The 21613-nt window shown below is 62.0% G+C and carries 17 protein-coding genes; 12 read left to right on the top strand and 5 right to left on the bottom strand.

The features are described 5' to 3' along the window. Nucleotide 1: 1 nt before the first annotated feature. The 6 genes from K3M67_RS16175 to K3M67_RS16150 all read left to right on the top strand — a co-directional run bounded on the left by K3M67_RS16175 (nt 2) and on the right by K3M67_RS16150 (nt 4541). A complete protein-coding gene (locus K3M67_RS16175) occupies nt 2-976 on the top strand; it encodes a type II secretion system F family protein (RefSeq protein WP_285833416.1) in 975 nt (324 codons plus the stop codon). Next, complete coding sequence (locus tag K3M67_RS16170; protein WP_285833415.1) at nt 973-1728, top strand: hypothetical protein; 756 nt, start codon at nt 973-975, stop codon at nt 1726-1728. Before K3M67_RS16175 ends, K3M67_RS16170 begins: the two co-directional genes overlap by 4 nt. Continuing rightward, nucleotides 1725-2195: an A24 family peptidase gene (locus tag K3M67_RS16165; RefSeq protein ID WP_066858877.1), complete on the top strand. Its 471-nt coding sequence runs from the start codon at nt 1725-1727 to the stop codon at nt 2193-2195. The genes K3M67_RS16170 and K3M67_RS16165 overlap by 4 nt, the downstream gene beginning before the upstream one ends. A 128-nt stretch (nt 2196-2323) precedes the next feature. Beyond that, a complete protein-coding gene (locus K3M67_RS16160; RefSeq protein ID WP_285833414.1) occupies nt 2324-3595 on the top strand; it encodes a pilus assembly protein TadG-related protein in 1272 nt (423 codons plus the stop codon). Next, a complete protein-coding gene (locus tag K3M67_RS16155) occupies nt 3592-4137 on the top strand; it encodes a TadE/TadG family type IV pilus assembly protein (protein WP_285833413.1) in 546 nt (181 codons plus the stop codon). Before K3M67_RS16160 ends, K3M67_RS16155 begins: the two co-directional genes overlap by 4 nt. Continuing rightward, nucleotides 4134-4541, top strand: a complete 408-nt coding sequence (locus K3M67_RS16150; RefSeq protein ID WP_285833412.1) for a TadE/TadG family type IV pilus assembly protein — start codon at nt 4134-4136, stop codon at nt 4539-4541. The genes K3M67_RS16155 and K3M67_RS16150 overlap by 4 nt, the downstream gene beginning before the upstream one ends. A 125-nt stretch (nt 4542-4666) precedes the next feature. Here the strand turns inward: K3M67_RS16150 and K3M67_RS16145 are convergent, their stop codons facing one another. Further along, nucleotides 4667-5866: an IS256 family transposase gene (locus K3M67_RS16145; RefSeq protein ID WP_285833411.1), complete on the bottom strand. Its 1200-nt coding sequence runs from the start codon at nt 5864-5866 to the stop codon at nt 4667-4669. 986 nt (nt 5867-6852) lie between these two features. Between K3M67_RS16145 and K3M67_RS16140 the strand changes: the two genes are divergently transcribed. The 3 genes from K3M67_RS16140 to K3M67_RS16130 are packed head-to-tail and all read left to right on the top strand — an operon-like array spanning nt 6853 to nt 11053. Continuing rightward, on the top strand, nt 6853-8535 hold the full coding sequence (locus tag K3M67_RS16140) for an ATP-binding cassette domain-containing protein (RefSeq protein WP_285833766.1): 1683 nt from the start codon (nt 6853-6855) through the stop codon (nt 8533-8535). After that, on the top strand, nt 8532-9593 hold the full coding sequence (locus K3M67_RS16135; protein ID WP_285833410.1) for an efflux RND transporter periplasmic adaptor subunit: 1062 nt from the start codon (nt 8532-8534) through the stop codon (nt 9591-9593). Before K3M67_RS16140 ends, K3M67_RS16135 begins: the two co-directional genes overlap by 4 nt. A 2-nt stretch (nt 9594-9595) precedes the next feature. Then, nucleotides 9596-11053 carry a TolC family protein gene (locus K3M67_RS16130; RefSeq protein WP_285833765.1) on the top strand — a complete coding sequence of 486 codons (1458 nt, stop codon included), beginning with the start codon at nt 9596-9598 and terminating at the stop codon, nt 11051-11053. Between the two features lie 312 nt (nt 11054-11365). On the opposite strand, the gene K3M67_RS16125 is transcribed toward K3M67_RS16130, so the two are convergent. Together K3M67_RS16125 and yaaA are read right to left on the bottom strand one after the other, a co-directional pair. After that, a complete protein-coding gene (locus tag K3M67_RS16125; RefSeq protein WP_066858809.1) occupies nt 11366-12076 on the bottom strand; it encodes an SDR family NAD(P)-dependent oxidoreductase in 711 nt (236 codons plus the stop codon). Then, a complete protein-coding gene (yaaA, locus tag K3M67_RS16120; protein ID WP_285833409.1) occupies nt 12073-12825 on the bottom strand; it encodes a peroxide stress protein YaaA in 753 nt (250 codons plus the stop codon). Before yaaA ends, K3M67_RS16125 begins: the two co-directional genes overlap by 4 nt. A 336-nt stretch (nt 12826-13161) precedes the next feature. Here yaaA and K3M67_RS16115 point away from each other — a divergent pair, with 336 nt between their 5' ends. The 3 genes from K3M67_RS16115 to K3M67_RS16105 all read left to right on the top strand — a co-directional run bounded on the left by K3M67_RS16115 (nt 13162) and on the right by K3M67_RS16105 (nt 17118). Further along, nucleotides 13162-14361 (top strand): IS256 family transposase, encoded by a 1200-nt coding sequence (locus K3M67_RS16115; protein WP_285833408.1) that lies wholly within the window; start codon nt 13162-13164, stop codon nt 14359-14361. Between the two features lie 275 nt (nt 14362-14636). Further along, entirely contained in the window at nt 14637-16736 is a 2100-nt protein-coding gene (locus K3M67_RS16110) for a catalase (protein WP_285833407.1), read from the top strand. 85 nt (nt 16737-16821) lie between these two features. Further along, nucleotides 16822-17118: an NAD(P)H-hydrate dehydratase gene (locus K3M67_RS16105; protein ID WP_285833406.1), complete on the top strand. Its 297-nt coding sequence runs from the start codon at nt 16822-16824 to the stop codon at nt 17116-17118. Between the two features lie 296 nt (nt 17119-17414). Here the strand turns inward: K3M67_RS16105 and K3M67_RS16100 are convergent, their stop codons facing one another. After that, nucleotides 17415-18914 (bottom strand): glycoside hydrolase family 28 protein, encoded by a 1500-nt coding sequence (locus tag K3M67_RS16100; protein ID WP_285833405.1) that lies wholly within the window; start codon nt 18912-18914, stop codon nt 17415-17417. A gap of 135 nt (nt 18915-19049) precedes the next feature. Further along, complete coding sequence (locus K3M67_RS16095) at nt 19050-21524, bottom strand: glycoside hydrolase family 2 TIM barrel-domain containing protein (protein WP_285833404.1); 2475 nt, start codon at nt 21522-21524, stop codon at nt 19050-19052. Nucleotides 21525-21613 lie beyond the last annotated feature (89 nt).

Raw genomic sequence — 21613 nt, 5'->3', positions numbered from 1 at the left:
CATGATCGACCTCATCGCCTCCAACCCTTTCCTGCGCGTCGCCATTCTGGGCGGGCTGTTTCTGGTCGTGGTCAGCCTTTGCCTGGTCGCGATCCGGGTCCAATCCCAGCGCAGCGGCGTCCGCCGTGAATTGCGGTCCATCGCGATAGGCAGCGGCGGGCAGGTCAGCGCGCCAACGCTGCTGGGGCGCCAGAACGACGCCCTCACCCGAATGATCGACCGGATCGAGCGCGCCGGGTTGAACCTGGCCGACACCAAGTCGGACGTGCTGCGCGAGCGAATGGTGGCGGCCGGATTTGAATCTCCTGCCGCACCCCGTCTCTTCACGCTCATTCGCCTCATACTGGTCATCCTGCTGCCGACGGCGCTTGTCATGATCACCCTGATGGCCGGCAGCTCGCTTTCCTTCACGAAGCTATACCTGTTCGGGTCCATTGCTGCGGTGGCCGGGCTTTATCTGCCCGCTCTGGTGGTACGGGCAAAGGCCGACCGGCGGCGCGAAGCGATCATAAACGGGTTTCCCGACAGCCTGGACCTGATGCTCGTATGCGTCGAAGCCGGTCTGGGACTGGAGGCCGCGATCGATCGGGTCGGCCGGGAAATGGTGAACTCGCAGCCCCTGGTCGCGCGGATGCTGACGACCGCGACGATGCAATTGCGGGCCGGTGCTTCGCGAGAAACCGCGCTGCGCCGGATGGCCCAGGCGACAGGCGTGGAGGAAATCCGCTCCTTCGCCGCCCTGCTGATCCAGTCCGACAAGCTGGGTTCCAGCATCGCCGCGACACTGCGGGTCTATGCCGCCGAAATGCGCGAAAAACGCCGTATGCGGGCGGAGGAGAAAGCGCATCGAATCCCGGTGCTGATCTCCATCCCGCTCGTCACCTGCATGTTGCCGGTCATGATCGGCGTGCTGATGCTCCCGGCTTCCGTGCAGATCGCCCGTCAACTCTTGCCAGCAATGCAGGGCAGCAGATGAATAGTAACGCTCCTCTTCCGAAAATCATCGCCGGTCTGGCGCTGGCTGGCGCGCTGAGCGGCTGCTCGCTGATCCGGCTGCCCCTTTTCGGCCATCGGCCCGCTGCGAAGCCACCCGCCATCGTGACCGCCCCCCTTCCCACCGGAGATGCCGACACCCAGGAAGGACGGCGGCTGCTGGCAGACGGACAGCCGGGTGCGGCCATCGCGATATTGCAGCGCGCGCTTGGCCGCGGCGAGCCGGTCGCACCTGCGATCAACGCGCTCGGCATCGGCTATGCACGGATCGGGCGCCTGGACCTTGCCGAACGCTATCTGTCCGAAGCCGCGTCGCTCGATCCCGCCGATACCCGCTATGCCAATAACCTGGCGATCATCGTTCAGACGCGGGAAGCGCGGGAGCGTGCGATGGAACTGACACGAGAGAGGGCTGCGATGCGCGCCGCCGCCGACAGGATTCCTGCGCCGCCGGCTCTCCCGGGTCGACTGGAGCGAATCTCCAGACTGGAAGTCAAGATCATCACCGCACCCGCGCAGGCCGCGCCGCTCTACAGATCCGCGCTTGTCGCCAACGTCGCAACGCCATCCCGGCCCATCGGCGCCAACCCCGGTCTGACGGTCAAGATCATCACCGCGCCGACGCAGGCCGCTCCGATCGCCCGATCCACCCCCGCCGGTACAGACGGCACCGCATTGGCCAGCGCCGCCACACCACGCCTTCCAGCCACCCGGTTCATGGAGCGGGCGCGATGATCGCCCTTCTTTCCCTGCCTCAGCTTATCCTGTTGCTGAGCGGCGCGTTCGCGTCCTGGAGCGACGTCAGCACGCGCCGGATTCCGAACTGGCTTTGCCTCCTCACCTTCCTGCTCGCAATCGCTGCAACCGCCTATCTGCAAGGAGCTTGGGTGGCGGGCGATCACTTGCTTCACGCATTCGCCGCACTGGCGGTGGGCATGGCGCTATTCGCCCTGAAGGCGGTCGGCGGAGGCGATGCGAAATTCTACGCGGCCGTCGCGGCATGGTTCCCCCTGGCGGACGCGTGGCGGCTGTTCGTGCTGGTCAGCTTCAGCGGACTCCTGCTGCTGGCGGTGTGTTTCGCGGTGCGCCGGATGCGGGGACTTCCCCTGCGACGGCAAAGCCAGGGGATGGACGGCATTCCGTATGGCGTGGCGATTGCGGTGGGCGCGATCGCCCTGGCGAGCATGGGATATGGATCATGATCGACTTCGCAGCCACGCACGATGACAAGTCCCATCGCATGACTGGTCTGCTCGCTTTGATGATGCGGACCATGATGGCTTTTTTGCGCTGTCGAAGCGGGGCGGTGAGCCCGATGATGGCGCTTCTGTTGCTTCCCATTTCAGGCGCCATCGCCATCGGGGTCGAGCAGGGCCAATGGTATTATTTCCAGCGCTCCATGCAAAATGCAGCCGATGCGGCCGCCATAGCCGCCGCTGTCAATAACAACAGCAGCGGCACAGGCAGCGGATACCAGGCCGAAGCCGCGGCGACCGCTGCCAAGTTCGGCTATGTCAACGGCACCAACGGCGCGTCGGTGGCAACGACGATCGTGACCTGCCCGACGGGTACGGCAGTGGGAGCCACCTGCTACCAGACGGCGATCTCGACTGTCGTACCCGTCAGTTTTTCCGCCCTGATCGGATTCCAGGGCAACACGACCTACGGAACGGGCCGGGGTCAGATCATTCCGGTGGCCGCGATCGCTACATCATCGGGAGCGGGCCATAATTATTGTCTGTGGTCATTGTCGACTGCCTATAATTCCTTCACCAGCAATGGCGGCCCCAAGCCCGACCTGCAAGGATGCAGCATCCTGTCGAACGGCGGCGCGACCTGCAACGGGCATGACCTGGGCGCCGATTTTGGCGATGCCGTCCTGACCAACAGCGGATGCGGGGAAACCCAGACGTCCGGTGTGACAGCGCCACCCGACCCCTATGACGCTCTCAAGTCCAACATCCCGGCGGACACATGCAGTTCCTATCCGCAGGGTGCGAAAGTGCGCGGCACCTGGACCGTTCCAACGACTAACCAGCTTTCCGGCTCGAAGAGTTGGAGCGGCAATCAGCAACTATGCGGCGACATTCAATTGACCGGCGACGTGACGCTTACCGGCAGCGAGACGACCATCATCATCCGTAACGGAGTGCTCGACCTCAACGGCAGGACGATCAAGACGGCGAGCGGAGCAACGGCAACGATCGTCTTTTCCGGCACGGCGGGGAGCTATCTTCATTATCCCACCGATAATTCAGGTTCGACTTCCGGCAAGATCGATATCCAGGCACCTACTTCCGGCCCCTGGTCGGGCATCGCCATGTATCAGGACCCCGCGCTGACCAGCGGAACCAGCTTCACCTACACCGGCAACAGTCCCGCGTGGGAGATCACCGGCCTTGTCTACCTGCCGAAGGCGGACGTGACATTCAGCGGCATAGTGAACAAGAGTTCCAACGGCTCTTCCTGCTTCATGCTGATCTCCTACACGATCCTGGTGAACGGGACGGGCACTATTTTCGCCAATAACAGCGGCTGCGAGACGGCCGGGCTCGACCCGCCGTCCTCGGGCGGCTCCACGGTGACGAGGCTGGTGCAATGACAGGGTTGCTTCCCCTGTTCCGGCGGTTCCGTGCCCACCGACGCGGCAGTGTCGCGGTCGAAATGGCGCTGTGCTTCCCGATCATCGGGTTCGTTTCGCTGAACATCATGGACCTGTGCGTCTATATCTTTTCACGAATGCAGACCGAATTGGCGGCGCAGGCGGCGGTGGGCAAGGTGCGCAACCTGTGCCCCGACGCAAAGCTGCCCGCCACCTATCCCATTGGCAATTGCAGCGCCACCTTGTCCACGGACATGGCGGCGGCGGCGCAGGCCACATCGCTGGGATCGTCGGTTACGCTCAATACGCCGACCGAAGCCTATTATTGCGCGGATGATAGCGGCGGCCTGCAACTGGTCGCGGCAATCGACGCCACGCCGCCCGCTGACTGCAGCACGGTCGTCACCGGAAGCACCCAGGCGCCGGGCGACTATATCTCGGTAACGGCCAGCTACACCTATGTTCCGTTCGCACCCGGATTGACCATCATGTCCGCGATGTCGACGAATATCCAGCAGACCGCATGGATGCGCCTCAAATGACCAACCTGTTGCCTCGTCTTGCCCATTTCCTGCGCATTTTCGCACGGACGGAGTCCGGAGCGACGGCCGCCGAGTTCGCTCTCGTCCTGCCGCTCTTCCTGACGACCGTTTTCTCCACCATTTACCTGTCCTTTCTGCTGGGCGCCGTCATCAGCCTCCATGCAGCCACCGAGCAGGCCGCACGGTGTCTCGCGGTCAACATATCGGGGACATGCACCAGCGCCAATCTCGATACCTATGCCAAGACGCTATATCAGGGCCCGGCGATTGCGGGCCTGGCCTTCACCCTGACAGAACCGGCCTGCGGGAAGCAGGTAAGCGGCAACGGGAGTTTCACCCTGTTCACCGGAGCCGGATCGATCAGCGTGCCACTTTCGGCAAGCGCATGTTACCCGGTCATCTGAGGCCCATGAACCGATAGCCCTTGGACGACCGCGGCACGTTCGTTCCGGGCACTGGTGCCGCTTGAGAGATCGTGCCCCGCGGGATGGTGTAACAGCGCGGATCCTTGGTAGAGGATCGGACTGGATCAGGCCGCCACGCCGGGCAGCTTGATGAGAGGATTGTCGCTGACTGGGGCGAGACTTTCAAGGCTCATGTATCGGCGTGATACGGCCCACTCGTCCTGCTGTTCGAGCATCAGGGCGCCGACGAGGCGGATCACGGCCGCATCATTGGGAAAGATGCCGACGACATCGGACCGTCTTTTGATCTCGCCGTTGAGGCGCTCGAGAGGATTCGTGCTGGAGATCTGGGGCCAATGGTCCTTCGGGAAGGCAGCATAGGCGAGGACATCTTCTCGTGCGGCGTCCATCATTTCGGCGAGTTTGGGAGCGCGGTCGCGTAAGGCGTCGGCAATTGTCTGCCACTGCTTATGGGCCTCCTGAGAGGTCTCCTGGGCAAAGATCGTCTTGATCATCGCTGTGACCGCAGGCCGCTGCTTGGTCGACACATGCGCGAGGGCATTGCGCATCCAGTGGATTCGGCAGCGCTGCAGGGTAGCATGGAAGACCTTGCTGGCGGCGGCGCGCAGCCCTTTGTGATCATCGGCGATGACAAGTTTGACGCCCCGCAGCCCGCGATCGGCGAGAGACCGCAAGAAGCCCTTCCAGAAGGTCTCCGCCTCGGTGGGGCCAGTGGCGACGCCCAACACCTCACGCCGGCCATCGGTGCTCACCCCGACAGCGATTATTGTCGCCGTCGACAGGATCCTGCCCCCCTGGCGGGATTTTATGTAGGTGGCATCGAGCCAGACGTACGGAAATTCGCCTCCTATCGGCCTGTTCAGGAAGGCGTTGACCCGCTCGTCGATCTCCTCGACCAGCCTGCTGACGGAGCTCTTGGAGATGCCTGTGAGGCCCATGGCCTTCACCAGATTATCGACCGAGCGGGTCGAGATGCCTTGTACATAGGCCTCCTGAATGACCGCGGTCAGCGCCTTCTCAGCGGTACGGCGGGGTTCAAGGAAGGACGGGAAATAGGACCCCTTGCGAAGGCGGGGAATCTCCAGATCAATATGGCCGGCCCTGGTTTCCCAGGAGCGCTCACGATAGCCGTTGCGCTGAACCTCCCGCACTGCGGGGTCTCGAGCACCATGGGGAGCGCCGGTCAGCGCCTGCACCTCAGCTTCCATCATCCTTTCAGCAGCGAAGGCCAACATCTCGCGTACGAGATCTGCGTCTGCGCCCTTTTCAACCAGCTCGATAAGCGCCATTCTGTCCGTGGTCATCGTCGTCTCCGATAGGTTCATTGGTTTCGCAACCCGAACTCTACCGAAGATCGGCGATGGCCGCCAAGACAGGGGCCATGTCATTGCTGGGGCTTGAGGCTCCGGTCGCTACGCTCCATGCACCTCAAGCCCCACAATGACGCTGTTACACCATGCGATGGGACGCGGCCTAGATCCCGGTGCCTTCGCCTATCGCGAAATCAATGATGCGCTGGCGCTGGGGGGGCAGGTCAAAATGCAGTTCTGACTCATGCCCTTACTGGCATGTCGCTGGTCATGTCCCAGCCGAACTTCGCATAAAAACTGTGGCGCTAGGCTTGCACGCTGGTCGTCATGTTCAGATGAACCGCTCGAACTGAGCAAAAGCGGCAAGAACGGCGATGCCATGCTCTCCCCGCAGTTGTTCGAACTGCTGCGGATGTGGTGGCGCGAAGCCAGAAAAATGCAGAGCCCTGCTCGCTTATGGCTGGCTGTTCCTCGCCAGAATATGGCTGACCCGATCACTACCCGCCTCCTACACCCTATGGTCCAGGAGGCGGCCGAGGTCGCCGGGATCCCCAAGCGCATCAAACCCCACACATGTTGCGTCATTCCTTCGCCACCTGCGACTCGCTTAAACTAGCCAATGCTGAAATCCACCCAAGGCTGGTGCTCAGCCCGCGAATTCCCGCATGGAAGGCTGTCATATGCAAGCACCCCAACCCTTGACATTTGGAACCGCTCAGTTGCGCTTGATTCTCCTCAGGAACAGACGGGCAGCTTTCGATTGAGCCATCTAATCTGGCCGGATGTTTCCGCCAGGCGACGATTACGGTTTCGAAATCGCCGAGGGGTCACAGCGCCAGACGCTGTCATGCCGCAGAACGGAAAGAAGCCCTAAGCACGTTACGGCTTTGTGAATTTATGTTGCAACGCAACAGTCAGAACTTGTCTTGCAACCCGGTCCGATTATACCGCCGGAAAGGCACATATCCATGAGGTCCAAATTGGCTGGGGAGCGTCTGGGTCTGCGGCAGGCTGCCGCGTGGCTCGCGGAGATAGTGGGGCCCGACAAGGCCTATGTGAATGTAGGCATCGTCTACACCTTGGCGATCACTCTGCTATCGCTGGCGACACCCATTTCAGTGCAGTTGCTGATCAATTCTGTGGCTCGCACCGCCTTGGTGGCGCCGCTCTGGATTTTATCAGGCGTGCTGCTCACCCTGTTATTGCTCGTCGCGGGCCTCAGCGCGCTGCGCATCTACCTGCTGGCCATGTTCGAGCGTCGCATCTTCGCCCGAGTGGTAGCGGAGGTCACCGTGCGCGCCGTGCATGCGCAAAATCCCTTCTTCGCAGATGAAAGCCGCGGCAGTCTGTTCAACCGCTATTTCGACATGGTGGTCGTCCAGAAGGCGGTACCCAGCCTGGTGATCGGCGCTTTCACCATCATCCTGCAGGGGGCCGTCGGCCTAATGGTGACGAGTTTCTATCATCCTTTCTTCCTGGCGTTCAACATCATCCTGGTGGCGGCATGTCTGCTGATCTGGCTGGTCTGGCGCCAGGGCGCGATCACAGGTGCCGTCGGCGTGTCGCACGCCAAGCATGAAGCCGCGCACTGGCTGGAGAGCGTTGGCGCGTCAAATGGCTTCTACAAATCCGCGCGACATCTTGATTTTGCCATGGATCGGTCCGAGGCGGTTACGGCCAACTATATCAAGGCACATCGTCGCTATTTCCGGTACAGCTTTGCGCAGGCGCTGGGTTATTTCCTCGTCTACGCGCTCGCTGCCGCGGCGCTGCTGGCGCTGGGGGGCAATCTCATCCTAGCGGGGCAGCTTTCAATCGGTCAGCTAGTGGCGGCCGAACTTATCCTGTCCGGCGTCTTCTACGGCATTTATCAGCTGGGCTGGTATCTCGACACCTTCTACGATCTGGTCGCGAGTTCGGAAGAATTGTCCCAGATTTTTGCCATTCCGCAGGAACCCGCCGGGCTCAGCGGACAGGCTCCACCGAATGGATCGGTGCGGTTTCGCGCCGTGCAACTGGCCGGATCGCATTTCGACTTCGCGATCCACAGCGGCGAGCAGGTCGTGATCGTGGCAGAGCCGGGCGTCGAAAACCAGATCGCGCTTCTCCTCAAACGTCATGCAAGCCCCGAGAGAGGATTGTTGTCAATCGGAGGAAGCGAACTTGGCAGCTTCGACATGTATCTTCTGCGCTCCGCCGTGATGGTGCTGAACCGACCCACGATCGTCGACGTCACCATCCGGGAATATCTCAATCTGGCGGCAGGCCGCAATGCTGACGGCGCAATGATCATACGCACGCTTGACATGGTTGGCCTCGCTGCGCGCGTGTCGAGCCTGACCGACGGGCTGGATACGCAACTAGCCAGCTCGGGCTCGCCGCTGTCGATCGTGGAGGTTATGCAATTGAAGCTGGCCAATGCCTTGCTCGGCCGCCCAAAGGTCCTGTTGCTATCGCAACTTTACGACATGATGCCGGCCGAACCGTTGCGCGCGTCGCTCAGGATGTTGCGGGAACATGGAACGACCGTCCTGCTGTTTACCGGTCGCCCCGAAGCGCTGGATCTCGACGCATGTTATTGGTTGGGCGTGCGGGAGCAGCACCGTTTCGCGGATCAGGATGGGCTGGTGCGCTTCCTTGCGCGGAAGGAGCCAGAGGCGTGACGATCGAACCGCCGCAGCTCACACATTTCCGATCGCTTGCAAGCCTGAAGCCGCCACGGGCAACCGTGGTTGTGGCATGGCTCATCCTGCTGGGACTTTGCGTGGCGTTTGCCATCCTGTTCGTGCCATGGCGTCAAACCGCGCAGGGTAGCGGGCAGGTTATCGCGCTCGACCCCGATGATCGACCACAGCAGGTGTCATCGCTGGTTGATGGTCGCGTCGAACGTTTTTTCGTACAAGATGGTGCGCTGGTGAAGGCCGGTGATCCCATCGTTCAGGTTGTCGACGTCGATCCCAACTTTCTTGAGCGCCTGGCCGCCGAGAAAGCGGAAGTCGAGGCGCAGATTGCGGCGATCGAGCAATCCCGCGCGGTCGCATCGATCGATGTAGGGCGCACCGGACAGCTTTACACCGAAGGGCTCGCCGCGCGGCGGGACTATGAGCAGACCCAGATCAAGGTCGCCGATGCCAACGCCAAGCTGGCTGAGGCGCGGGCGAAGCTGAAGCAGATCGAGGTTCGGCAAAGGCGACAGTCGGCGCAGGTCGTTACCGCGCCACGGGACGGGCGGGTACTGGAACTCAACGCCGCGGCGGGCGGCGCATTGATTTCCGCAGGGACCGTGCTGGCGATGATCGCCCCCGAACAGATCGAGCGCGCAGTCGAACTCTATGTCGATGGCCGGGACATCCCGCTGGTCGATCAACGCCGCCCGGTGCGCCTCGAATTCGAAGGCTTTCCCGCGGTTCAGTTCAGCGGCTGGCCCGCCTTTGCGGTGGGCATTTATGATGGTCAGGTAGTGTCGGTCGATCCGACACCCCGCGCCGATGGACTGTTCCGCGTGCTGGTCGAACCCAGGCCCGGCAAACCCGTGTGGCCGGATCGACGCTTCCTGCGCCAAGGCAGCAAGGTGCTGGGCTGGATTCAGGGCGAGAATGTGACCGTTGGATATGAATTATGGCGCCAGCTCAACGATTTTCCTCTAAATTTCGGGCAGGATCAGGCCGCTCAGAAGCAAGGGGGGAAGACCGAGAGCTCGATCGAAAAGAAGAAAAAGTGATGATGCGCATCAGGATCGGCGTCGGAGCGCTGCTGATTGTTACGGCCGCATCTGCCGTGCACGGGCAGGAAAGTCCGGCGGCATCGATAGCACCGTCAAGTCTGCGCAGTTCCTTGACGCTAGAGGCGGTTCTGCAATCGTCTGCCCGTTTCGCGCCAGACATTATCGCGGCGCTGGCGCGCAATCGCCAGGCTGAAGCGCGAGCGTTGACCGCGCAGGGGGCGTTCGACACCGTCTTTGCGGTGGAAGGACGCAGCCGGATCGCTGGCTATTATGACGGAACGGAATTGACCGGAAAGGCCGAGCAGCCCTTCATGGATAATGGCGGCTATGTCTACGGGCACTATCGAGCCTCTCGCGGGGAGTTCCCGGTTTATGAAGACAAGGCCTACACCAATCGGCTGGGAGAGGTGAAGGTCGGCGCGCTCTATTCGCTGCTGCGCGACCGCCTGATCGATGCACGCCGGTCGGATTATCGGCTGGCCGCCAACGACATCGACATCACCCGGTTTGAAACGAAGGCCACCAGCATCGGCGTTCAGGCGCGCGCGATCGACGCCTATCAGAAGTGGGTGGCGGCGGGATTGAAGCTCAAAGCCTATCAGGCGCTGCTGGCGCTGGCGCAGGATCGGACCCATGGAATCCAGCGCCAGGTCAAGATGGGCGCCAAGCCGGACATATTGCTGATCGAGAATGAGGCAAGCCTGGTCAAGCGGCAGGCCTTCGTTATCGAGGCGCGGCAAGCCTTTCGCGCTGCGGCGGTGAAACTATCGCTCTTCTATCGCGACGAACAGGGGCTGCCTATCCTGGTTGAAGAAGGGCGACTGCCCGAAGCTGCAAACGCATTCGGTAGGGTGAGGACCGATCCGGCCTTCAATCTGGCGGGTCGCCCCGATTTCGCCGTTCTGCTGGAGGAAATCGACAAGGCAACGGTCAAGCTGGCGTTGGCGCGCAACGACATGAAGCCGCGATTGGACCTTACAGGAGAGATCGCGAAGGATGTCGGGCGCGAAGGGCTTGGGGGATACAGCCGCACACCGCTCGAGATGATCGTGGGCGTGACGTTCAAGATACCGCTCCAGAACCGCAAGGCAAAAGGCAAGCTGGCTGAAACCCAGGCGAAGATCGACGAACTCACGGTAAAGCAGCGATATCTGGCGGAAAAGATCCAGGCCGAGGTTACGTCCATCGGCATAGAGGTGGAAACAGCCAGCCAGCTTGTCGATGCAGCCGAACGGGAACGCACGCTGGCTCAGCGTTTGGCGAGTGCCGAGCGGCGGCGCTTCGACCTGGGGTCGAGTGACTTCTTCCTAGTGAACCAGCGCGAGGAGAGCGCAACCAGTGTCGAAGTAAAGCTGATTGAGGCGAATGCACGAATCGCGGCTGCCCGGGCCGAGCTGGCGGCGGCGACGGCTGACGAAGATGCGCTGGGTCTGGACCTCCGGTCGCCTTTCGAGTGAGGGCAGGCAGTGCATTTGAACGCAAAGGGAGCGGAGATGCCGTCACAGCCCAGCAACGCCAGCGGCTGCGGACGTCGCGCGTCAATTAACGCCATGATCTCGTCAACCCAAAAGCCGGAGGCTCAATTCCCATAGCACAGTCGGCCAAGACTGCAGGTTCGCGCATGGGAGGTTTTTCACGCAGACGCGAAGAAACCAGCGTCACGCCGACGCTGGCACGTCGAGCTTCGTCCCCTGTATGAGATATTTCGCCTACTTGACTACAAGCGTGCCCGACAACGTCCATGATAGGCAAGCTTTGTACGAGCGCCACTAAAACGGGATTTCATTCCCCTCATAGTCGAACAGTTTCCCGCTATCGGACACCTTCAGCCCTTCGACAACGTCGAGCAGTTGCAACGCGGCACGCTCGGGATCGAACAGGCGTCCAGGCTGGACATTGGCCTGAAAGGGTCGGGACAAGCCGGTATCAACGGTGCCAGGATGCAGCGCCACGACGATCGCGCGGTCATTGCGGCGGCGCTCCTCAATCGCGAAATTGCGCACCAGCATGTTAAGTGACGCCTTCGACGCGCGGTAGCCATGCCATCCACCGAGCCGATTGTCGCTGATGGAGCCAACGCGCGCCGACAGCGCCGCGAAAACCCCCCGCCTGCCTTTGGGCATGAGTGGCAGAAAATGTTTGGCGACGAGCGCCGGCCCGATCGCGTTCACCGCATAGACTTCGGCAAGCCAAGCCGGGTCGAGGTTTGACAGCGCCTTTTCTGGACCGTGGCTTTCCTTGTGCAATAGACCGGTTGCAACGATGACAAGGGTGGGCGCGGGGCCACTCGCAACATAGGCGGCCGCTGCGGCAATGCTCGCCTCGTCGAGGAGATCGAGATGCAGCGGCCCTTTCCGTGACCGCGCAAAACCGTGGACAACCCGGAATGCCCCCTCCTCGATCAACGCGGCCTCGCAAGCCGCACCTATGCCGCCAGATGCACCGACGACGATGGCTGACGCTTCGATCGCACCGCTCATGACCGGGTGAAGCGCCAACGGTCGCGCTCGCTTTCGTCCGGGTCGAACCGATATCCGTCGCTGTCAAAGCCGCGCATGGCCTCCACGTCGGTGATGTGATGTTCGCACATCCACCGCGCCATCATGCCCCGTGCCCTTTTCGCGTTGAAGCTCACAAAGCGCGGACCGTTCGGGCCCGGCTCGCGGAAATCGACATGGATCACGCGCAATCCCTCCAGCCTGTTCTCGACGGCGGCGAAATATTCCTGGCTCGCCAGATTGAGCACCACGCCCGATCCCTCGTCCGCCACCTGCGCGCGCAACAGCGTGGCGATCCGGTCGCCCCACCAGTCGGTCAGCTTCTTGTGACGCGGCGCCCAGCGGGTGCCCATTTCCAGACGATAGGGACGGATCGCATCCAGCGGGCGGAGCAGCCCGTAAAGGCCCGACAGCATTCGCACATGGTTCTGAGCAAAGGCGACCCCTGGCTCATCCAGCGTGTCCACCTCGAAACCCGAGTAGACGTCGCCTGCAAAGGCATAGAGCGCCTGTCTCTCAGGCAGGTCGGCGAAGTCGCGGAAGCGGTCTGCGTTGAGTTTGGCAAGGCGCGGGGAGATATGCATCAACTCTGCCAACCGCTTTTGCGAGAGGTTGGCGGCGGATCTGGCGAGATTCTGCGCTTCCTCGGCAAAATGGGGCTCCGTGACAGCAAGCGGCGGCAACGCACGCTCGAAGTCAAGCGTCTTCGCGGGAGAAAGCAGAACGATCATGGCTCCGCCGGTAGCTGTACCCGGCTTAGGCGTCAAACCGCGAGCCTTCTATTTCGGCGTTGCCCAAATCTGCCGCGGAGCCACCAATTTACCGGAACCCGCCTCGCCGCCATATATCTGATCATACGCGCGCTGTGCCATTTCGAATTGAACATTCGCTCAGCGCGGCCGCGTCCCATCGCATGGTGTAACAGCGTCATTGTGGGGCTTGAGGTGCAGGGAGCGTAGCGACCGGAGCCTCAAACCCCAGCAATGACATGGCCCCTGTCTTGGCGGCCATCGCCGATCTTCGGTAAAGTTCGGGTTGCGAAACCAATGAACCTATCGGAGACGACGATGACCACGGACAGAATGGCGCTTATCGAGCTGGTTGAAAAGGGCGCAGACGCAGATCTCGTACGCGAGATGTTGGCCTTCGCTGCTGAAAGGATGATGGAAGCTGAGGTGCAGGCGCTGACCGGCGCTCCCCATGGTGCTCGAGACCCCGCAGTGCGGGAGGTTCAGCGCAACGGCTATCGTGAGCGCTCCTGGGAAACCAGGGCCGGCCATATTGATCTGGAGATTCCCCGCCTTCGCAAGGGGTCCTATTTCCCGTCCTTCCTTGAACCCCGCCGTACCGCTGAGAAGGCGCTGACCGCGGTCATTCAGGAGGCCTATGTACAAGGCATCTCGACCCGCTCGGTCGATAATCTGGTGAAGGCCATGGGCCTCACAGGCATCTCCAAGAGCTCCGTCAGCAGGCTGGTCGAGGAGATCGACGAGCGGGTCAACGCCTTCCTGAACAGGCCGATAGGAGGCGAATTTCCGTACGTCTGGCTCGATGCCACCTACATAAAATCCCGCCAGGGGGGCAGGATCCTGTCGACGGCGACAATAATCGCTGTCGGGGTGAGCACCGATGGCCGGCGTGAGGTGTTGGGCGTCGCCACTGGCCCCACCGAGGCGGAGACCTTCTGGAAGGGCTTCTTGCGGTCTCTCGCCGATCGCGGGCTGCGGGGCGTCAAACTTGTCATCGCCGATGATCACAAAGGGCTGCGCGCCGCCGCCAGCAAGGTCTTCCATGCTACCCTGCAGCGCTGCCGAATCCACTGGATGCGCAATGCCCTCGCGCATGTGTCGACCAAGCAGCGGCCTGCGGTCACAGCGATGATCAAGACGATCTTTGCCCAGGAGACCTCTCAGGAGGCCCATAAGCAGTGGCAGACAATTGCCGACGCCTTACGCGACCGCGCTCCCAAACTCGCCGAAATGATGGACGCCGCACGAGAAGATGTCCTCGCCTATACTGCCTTCCCGAAGGACCATTGGCCCCAGATCTCCAGCACGAATCCTCTCGAGCGCCTCAACGGCGAGATCAAAAGACGGTCCGATGTCGTCGGCATCTTTCCCAATGATGCGGCCGTGATCCGCCTCGTCGGCGCCCTGATGCTCGAACAGCAGGACGAGTGGGCCGTATCACGCCGATACATGAGCCTTGAAAGTCTCGCCCCAGTCAGCGACAATCCTCTCATCAAGCTGCCCGGCGTGGCGGCCTGATCCAGTCCGATCCTCTACCAAGGATCCGCGCTGTTACACCATCCCGCGGGGCACGATCGTCCGGACCCTAGTGACCCTGATGAAATCTGAAGTTCGTTTGGCGCCCCCCCCGGTGTGACGAACTTCAAATTCGGGTCACTAGATGCCCATCTCTTCGTCGGGTCACATTCAAAGCCGCAGAGCTGGAGAATAAAGCTCGCGAAATCCGGAACCGGAGACCTGCCCAAGTCTTCCCCCTTGTGACGGCATGGCGATGCCAGGATGAGGAGCAGATCATGGCAGGGAAGAACGGGCTTGATGCGGGCCGGAAGTCTGGAACGGGCGGCGAAACACATCAACATGCAGGACATGATGGCGTCGGCGAGGCCTGCCTGACGACCAATCAGGGCATTCCCGTCGCGGACAATCAGAACCAGCTCAAGGCCGGCGCGCGCGGTCCCGTGCTGTTGGAAGATTTCGTACTCCGCGAGAAGATTTTCCATTTCGATCATGAGCGGATTCCCGAGCGGATCGTTCATGCGCGCGGATCGGCGGCCCATGGCTTTTTCGAGGTCTATGAAAGCCTGTCCGATATCACGAAAGCCGACCTGTTTCAGAGACCTGGCGAAAAAATTCCCGTATTTACACGATTTTCGACCGTTGCAGGCGGGGCCGGCTCGGTCGACACCCCGCGCGACGTCCGCGGCTTCGCGGTCAAATTCTACACGCAGCAGGGCAATTGGGATCTGGTCGGCAACAATATCCCCGTCTTCTTCATTCAGGATGCGATCAAATTTCCCGACCTGATCCATTCCGTGAAAATGGAGGCGGATCGCGGCTATCCCCAGGCGGCGTCAGCGCATGACACCTTTTGGGACTTTGTCAGCCTGATGCCGGAATCGACCCACATGATCATGTGGGCCATGTCCGACCGCGCCATTCCGCGCTCGCTGCGCACGATACAGGGTTTTGGCATTCATACTTTCCGCTTCGTCAACGCGTCCGGCCAGTCGACCTTCGTCAAATTCCACTGGAAGCCCAAGCAGGGCCTCGCATCGACCCTTTGGGACGAGGCGGTAAAGATCGCCGGGGCCGATCCCGATTTCCAACGCCGCGATCTTTTTGAGGCGATCGCAGCGGGCGACTATCCGGAATGGGAACTGGGCATCCAGGCGTTCGACGAAGCCTTCGCAGACAGCCTGCCATATGACGTGCTGGACGCAACGAAGATCATTCCCGAAGAATTGCTGCCCGTCCGCCCGATCGGCCGGATGGTGCTGGACCGCAACCCCGACAATTTCTTCGCGGAGACCGAGCAGGTCGCCTATTGTCCGGCCAACATCGTGCCGGGCATCGATTTCACCAACGATCCTTTGCTGCAAGGACGATTGTTCAGTTATCTGGATACGCAACTGAAACGGCTGGGCTCGACCAACTTCCATCAACTGCCCATCAACGCCCCCAAATGTCCGTTCGCGAATTTCCAGCGCGATGGGCACATGCAAATGCTCACGCCAAAAGGCCGCGCCAATTATGAGCCCAACAGTCTGGCAGATGCGGCCGAGGAGGGCGGACCGCGTGAATGCCCGGCCACCGGCTTTTCCTCCTTCCCGGGCCGCGCCGCCGAAGACGAACAGGGCGAAAAGCTGCGCATCCGCCCGGAAAGCTTTGCCGACCATTATAGCCAGGCGAGAATGTTCTATCGTTCACTCGATCCGGCCGAGCAGGCGCATCTCGCCTCCGCGGTCATATTCGAACTGTCGAAGGTCAGCCTGGCACATGTGTGCACGCGCGTTCTCGCCAACCTCGTCAATGTCGATCCCGGACTGGCGAAGCGGATCGCCGATGGGCTTGCCTTGCCGCTACCCAAGGCTTCCCCCGCAGCAGCGCCGGTGCAGGATCTGGATCTGTCCCCGGCGCTACGCATTATCGGCGGACCGATGGAACTCGACACGTTGAAAGGCCGCAAGTTCGGCATCCTTATCGCCGACGGCAGCGATGCAGAGGAACTCCGCAAGCTCGTTACCGCCGTCACGAAGGGCGGTGGCACGCCCTTCATCGTCGCGCCCAAGGTCGGCGGAACCAAGCTTTCCGATGGAACTAGCCAAGTGGCAGACGGGCAATTGGCCGGTTCGCCCTCCGTCCTCTTCGACGCGGTCGCGGTGTTGCTGTCGGCCCAGGGCGCCGAGCAACTGCTGAAGGAGGGCGCGGCCGTCCAGTTCGTCATGGACGCCTTCGCCCATTTGAAGGCGATCGGTCACAGCGATGCGGCAAAGCCATTGCTGGACAAGGCGGGCGTGGAACCAGATGACGGCATCGTAACCGCCGCGAAATTCGCTGGCGCCGCCGGCAGACGCTATTGGGACCGCGAACCCAAGGTCCGCGCGCTTCCCTGAGCGATCATCGCGAAATGCGGGTGAACAAGGCCTTGGAGGTTTGAAAGCAGGACGCAGGTCTCCAGCATGATGGGGAGAGGATGCGATGCTATCGATCCATTGGCCCCGCCAACTCGTCATCTTGAGAAACGGGCAGAGCGCGGGCAACGTCGCACAGTTTGATGCGGTCGTGCTGCTAAAGGGCAAGACAAGCGTCATTGCCGAAAGCAAACACGCCTGTCTGCATCACAATGGGCGATGCGTCAGTCTCGCAACAGGTGGATCGGGCGATGCCCTGGCGGGAATCATAGGCGGCCTCGCGGCGCGCGGCGTGAGCCCTCGCGAGCCCGCAGCATGGGGAAGCTGGGTACATGGACAGGCCGGGCACCGGCTGGAACGGTAGACGGGCGGCGTGGGCTTTCTGACTCGTGATCTGCTCCCCCGCATCCGCCGATACTGACTCAGATCACAGCTCGATAATCTGAATGAGTAGGTCTCCCCTCCTGACGGCAATATGGCCATTCTCCATTGGATGTCGATCTGCATTGATTACGGCCCCGGGGCCCATGCGCTTGGTCGCGCCAGTCAATGTCGTAGAGTTACTATGCGGGACTGGTGCTCCATCGATCGAGCAGCCCGGGGTATGATCTGTGGCGGTTCGCCTTCACCTTCTGGGAGCCAGGATGCAGCGTCTCCCCATTATCGACAAACAGCCCATTTGTCGCAACGGATGCTGTCCGCGCCAGGCAGGCTGCGCAAATATTCCTGCGTCCAGCGCGTCCCGCCCACGATCACATTGTCCAGCGCCAAAGGTTCCACATCGACGGTGACCGACGGCAGAGCCTCCCGCCCGACCCTGACATTGACCAGCCGCAGATCGCGGATCGGGGCTTGCGGAATTCCCCGCACGATCAGTACCCGCTCGGTCGATCGGACCGTGCACTCCTCAGCCGACACACGGGCGACTTGAGGAACATGTCCACCCCCCTCGCCTTCTTCGTAGAGCATCCAGATCTGAACGAAGGCCTTGTCCACCATGCCCGCGTGGATGCGGCGCAGATGGATATCCTCGATCAGGCCGCCGCGATAACTGTTCGACTTGATGATCAGCACGCGGGTCAGGTTCGGGCTATCCATCCGGCAGTCGTGGACGAATACGTTGCGTACGCCGCCGGTCAATTCGCTGCCAATGGCGACGCCGGCATGGCCGTCCTTCATCAGGCAGTTCCGGATGACGATATTCTCGCACGGCTTCGCGAGACGGCGCCCGTCGGCGTTGCGCGCCGCCTTGATGGCGATGCAGTCGTCCCCGGTGTCGAACACACAATGCTCGATCAGCACGCCATTGCAGGATTCCGGATCGATGCCGTCGTTGTTGGGGCCGTGGCTTGAGCAGGTGACGCTGCGGAACGTCACGTCGGTACAGTCGACGGGATGAATCTGCCAGAAGGGCGCGGCCTCCACGGTGATGCCCTCCATCAGCACGCGGCGGCATCGGTAGGGCTGGAAAAGGGCGGGGCGAAGGCGACTGCCTTCGCCGAACACGCGCTGCGCCACGGGGACGCCGCGCTCGGCCATGTCAAACAGGCGCGCGCGATCGGCGGCCTGCCGCTCCTTCACCGGCGTGTCCCTGTAACGGTCGGCCCAGGGGCCTTTCCAAGGCCACCAATGATGGTCGTCTGCCGATCCATCGATCACGCCGCCACCGGTGACGGCGACGTCCTCCTCCTCGAAGGCATAGATGAGCGGCTGGTAGCCCATCAATTCCACCCCCTCCCAGCGGGTGTGGACAGGCGGCAGGTAGCGGGCCGGTTCGGGGATGAACTTCAGCCGCGCGCCTTTGGGGATATGCAACGCCATGCGCGAGCCCAGGCGAACCGGGCCAGTCAGCGTCACGCCCCGCGACAAGACGATCCGGCCGCCTCCCGCATCTGCGCAAGCCGCAATGGCGCGGGCGATCGCCGCGCTGTTGTCCGTCTTTCCGTCGGCAAGACCGCCAAAGGATTTGAGCTGGAATGTACGGCGTGGAATGCGTGGAGGCGCAATGCCATCCGCAATCGCCCTGGCCTTCACCCAGAATGCGTCATCCTGCGTCGCCGCAAACGCAGGGCGCATCGGGACAGCCACCCCCGCGGCGAGAACGCCGAGCATGATGCGGCGGCGCGAACGACTGGTCAGGGACAAGGGTTCGATATCCATGACATGCCCTTCCATCAACACGAGATTGCCCACCCGCTCGAACCAATGCCGACGCGCACGGCGGGGTCACTGACAGTTCCGGCAGCGCTGACTGCTTCCACGCCGGGTTTGTCCGCAGCGATTGGCCCCATGCGTCTATTTCTCTGAACGTAATTCGACGGCGCCCGATTTCAGGCCTGCCGCTGTAGCCGTGACCGTGAAGCGACCGGCGCCGGCCCCTCGAACAAGTGCGACGGCAACTCCGTCCAGCACGGCGCGCTCGTGCGACGGAAAGGGTGTATGATCGACCGACGATGCATTGTCGGTCGCGATGAGTGATCCAGCACCCCTGACGGCGAAGTGCAGCCGGTGGGTGGCGGATGGCACCGTCACGCCCTTGGCGTCGACCACCCGCGCGCGGACATAGGTCATGTCATCGAAGTTAGAGCCCACAAGAGACTCGTCTGCCCGCAAATCGATGCGAACCGGCTTCCCTGCTGTCCGAAGATTGTCCGAAACATCCACGACGCCAGCATCCCTGCACACGGCGCGTACTTCTCCGGGAACGTAGCGCACGCTCCAGCGACGGGGCGACGCATCCTGATTGATCGGCAGCGTGCCTAGAGAGCGACCGTTCAGAAGCGCCTCGACCTGCCGGCAATTGCTATACACCTCGATCGTTTCGTCGTGGGGACCAGGATCGTCCGGCGTCCAGTCGTCGAACAGCGCGACCTTGGGTTTTGGCGTCGCGACGGCGATCATGGTCGGCAGGACCGGCTGGTTCGGGCCACCCGCGCCGTCGGTCGCCGGGCCAGCCGCCGCCGGATCGGCATTGCGAATGACGTGTACCACCGGCCGCTCCGACCACCAGCTTTCGCGTTCCATGCCGCTGATCTTCTGGCGACCCGTGCGGTCGAGAAGACCCGATGGACTCTGGATGTTGGGCCAGCCGGATCGGTTCGCCTCGCCCAGATAATCGACCCCCGTCCACAGGAACATGCCGGAGAAGGGCGCATAATCGCGTACCGGCACCCAGTTGCTGCGATTATGCGCGTTTTCGGTGCCGACGATACTGCGCTTCGGATTCTGTCGGCTGGCCGCGATCAGTTCATTCTCCCGATAATTTTGGCCGACCACGTCCAGCATGTCGGCCAGACCATTGTCATAATCCTTGGTCACGTTCGGTCGGAACAGCGCCATCGTCACCGGACGGGAGGGATCGGCGGCATGAACGATGTCGAGGATGCTGCGCAGCGCCGCCTTGGCCTGCACCGGATAGGCCGTATCGTGGATTTCATTGCCCGCGCTCCACAGCATGATGCTGGGATGGTTGCGATCGCGGCGTACCATGTCGAGCGTATCGCGCTTGTGCCAGTCGCCGAAAAACAGATGATAATCCTCCGGTGTCTTGGCGACGTTCCACTGGTCGAACAGCTCGTCCATCACGATCAACCCGAGTTCGTCGGTCAGGTCGAGAAATTCCGGACTGGGCACATTGTGCGCGGTGCGGATCGCGTTGACGCCCTGCCCCTTCAGTGCGGTCAGCCGCTGTCGCCAGACTGCGAGGGGAACAGCAGCGCCCACGGCACCCCCGTCATGATGGAGCGCAACCCCTTTCAGCTTGAAATTGCGGCCATTGAGCCAGAAGCCGGTTGCGGGATCGAACCGGGCTTCACGAACACCGAAACGGACATCTTCATTGTCGAGGACGGTGCCGTCGGCGCCAAGCACACGGATGGCAGCACGGTAGAGCGCCGGATCACCTATGTCCCAGCGCCGGGGATTTGCCAGAGCGGCTTCAGCGGGCACGGCCACAGTGCGGCCTGCAGCGACGCTCATGACCGGAGTGATCGTGCGGGCGACTTCGCGTCCGTCCGGGCCGGTCACTACCAGTTCGACCGTCACGCCCGTCGCATCGGCGGCGGCATTATGGATGTCCGTCGAGACTGCGATGGTCGCCTGACTTTCGGTGATCATCGTCGCCCGGACATAGGCGCCACCCTGCGGAATATGAACGTCGCTGGTCTCGATAAGGCGAACATGACGATAGATGCCCGAGCCGGTATACCATCGCGATGACGGCGCGGCCGAAGTGTCGGCTCGCACAGCGATGATATTCGGCCCGTCGGTACGCAAGTGGCGCGTGATGTCGTAGCGCTGGCCGATATAGCCCATCGGACGATAGCCGACATGGCGTCCGTTTACCCAGACGCCGCTGCGCTCCATGATCCCGTCAAATTCGATGAAATATCGCCGCCCCGGCTGCGGCGTCTGGGTCAATCTCTTGCGGTACCAGGCGACCCCGCTCGGCAGGAATCCATTTTCGCCCGCAGCCTTCGCATCCCGATCGAAAGGCCCGGCGATGGCCCAATCATGTGGAAGGGACACGACCTGCCATGCAGCATCGTCGAGATCGAGCGTTTCCGCCCCCTCCGGATCACCCTGGAAAAAGTGCCAGCCATCCGGCAATTGCGTCACCACGCGAGGGGCAGCCTGGGCAGAGCAGATCCCCGCCAGGCTTGTGGTCAGCGCGCCCAGGATCGCCATATGGGCCGCAAATGCGCGTGACGGAACGCGGAACGGCCCAGCCAAATCAGATACCCAGCGGATCATGCTGCGCCTGTTACGCATCCGGCTCTCCTCCCGACGTCGAACGGTTCCCCGTGCGAATCCGATGTCAGGCTAATGCATGGCCCACTATTTGCAATAGCGTTTCAATA

The sequence above is a fragment of the Sphingobium sp. V4 genome (assembly GCF_029590555.1).
Lineage (GTDB): Bacteria > Pseudomonadota > Alphaproteobacteria > Sphingomonadales > Sphingomonadaceae > Sphingobium.
Note: the sequence above shows the minus strand (reverse complement) of the source record. Positions and strands in the feature narration are given on the sequence as shown.

Excerpts from the sequence above, each read along its gene's own strand:
- K3M67_RS16175 (WP_285833416.1), top strand. The coding sequence starts at position 2 with ATGATCGACCTCATCGCCTCCAACCCTTTCCTGCGCGTCGCCATTCTG.
- K3M67_RS16170 (WP_285833415.1), top strand. The coding sequence starts at position 973 with ATGAATAGTAACGCTCCTCTTCCGAAAATCATCGCCGGTCTGGCGCTG.
- K3M67_RS16165 (WP_066858877.1), top strand. The coding sequence starts at position 1,725 with ATGATCGCCCTTCTTTCCCTGCCTCAGCTTATCCTGTTGCTGAGCGGC.
- K3M67_RS16155 (WP_285833413.1), top strand. The coding sequence starts at position 3,592 with ATGACAGGGTTGCTTCCCCTGTTCCGGCGGTTCCGTGCCCACCGACGC.
- K3M67_RS16150 (WP_285833412.1), top strand. The coding sequence starts at position 4,134 with ATGACCAACCTGTTGCCTCGTCTTGCCCATTTCCTGCGCATTTTCGCA.
- K3M67_RS16145 (WP_285833411.1), bottom strand. The coding sequence starts at position 5,866 with ATGACCACGGACAGAATGGCGCTTATCGAGCTGGTTGAAAAGGGCGCA.
- K3M67_RS16130 (WP_285833765.1), top strand. The coding sequence starts at position 9,596 with ATGCGCATCAGGATCGGCGTCGGAGCGCTGCTGATTGTTACGGCCGCA.
- K3M67_RS16125 (WP_066858809.1), bottom strand. The coding sequence starts at position 12,076 with ATGAGCGGTGCGATCGAAGCGTCAGCCATCGTCGTCGGTGCATCTGGC.
- yaaA (WP_285833409.1), bottom strand. The coding sequence starts at position 12,825 with ATGATCGTTCTGCTTTCTCCCGCGAAGACGCTTGACTTCGAGCGTGCG.
- K3M67_RS16115 (WP_285833408.1), top strand. The coding sequence starts at position 13,162 with ATGACCACGGACAGAATGGCGCTTATCGAGCTGGTTGAAAAGGGCGCA.
- K3M67_RS16110 (WP_285833407.1), top strand. The coding sequence starts at position 14,637 with ATGGCAGGGAAGAACGGGCTTGATGCGGGCCGGAAGTCTGGAACGGGC.
- K3M67_RS16105 (WP_285833406.1), top strand. The coding sequence starts at position 16,822 with ATGCTATCGATCCATTGGCCCCGCCAACTCGTCATCTTGAGAAACGGG.
- K3M67_RS16100 (WP_285833405.1), bottom strand. The coding sequence starts at position 18,914 with ATGGATATCGAACCCTTGTCCCTGACCAGTCGTTCGCGCCGCCGCATC.
- K3M67_RS16095 (WP_285833404.1), bottom strand. The coding sequence starts at position 21,524 with ATGCGTAACAGGCGCAGCATGATCCGCTGGGTATCTGATTTGGCTGGG.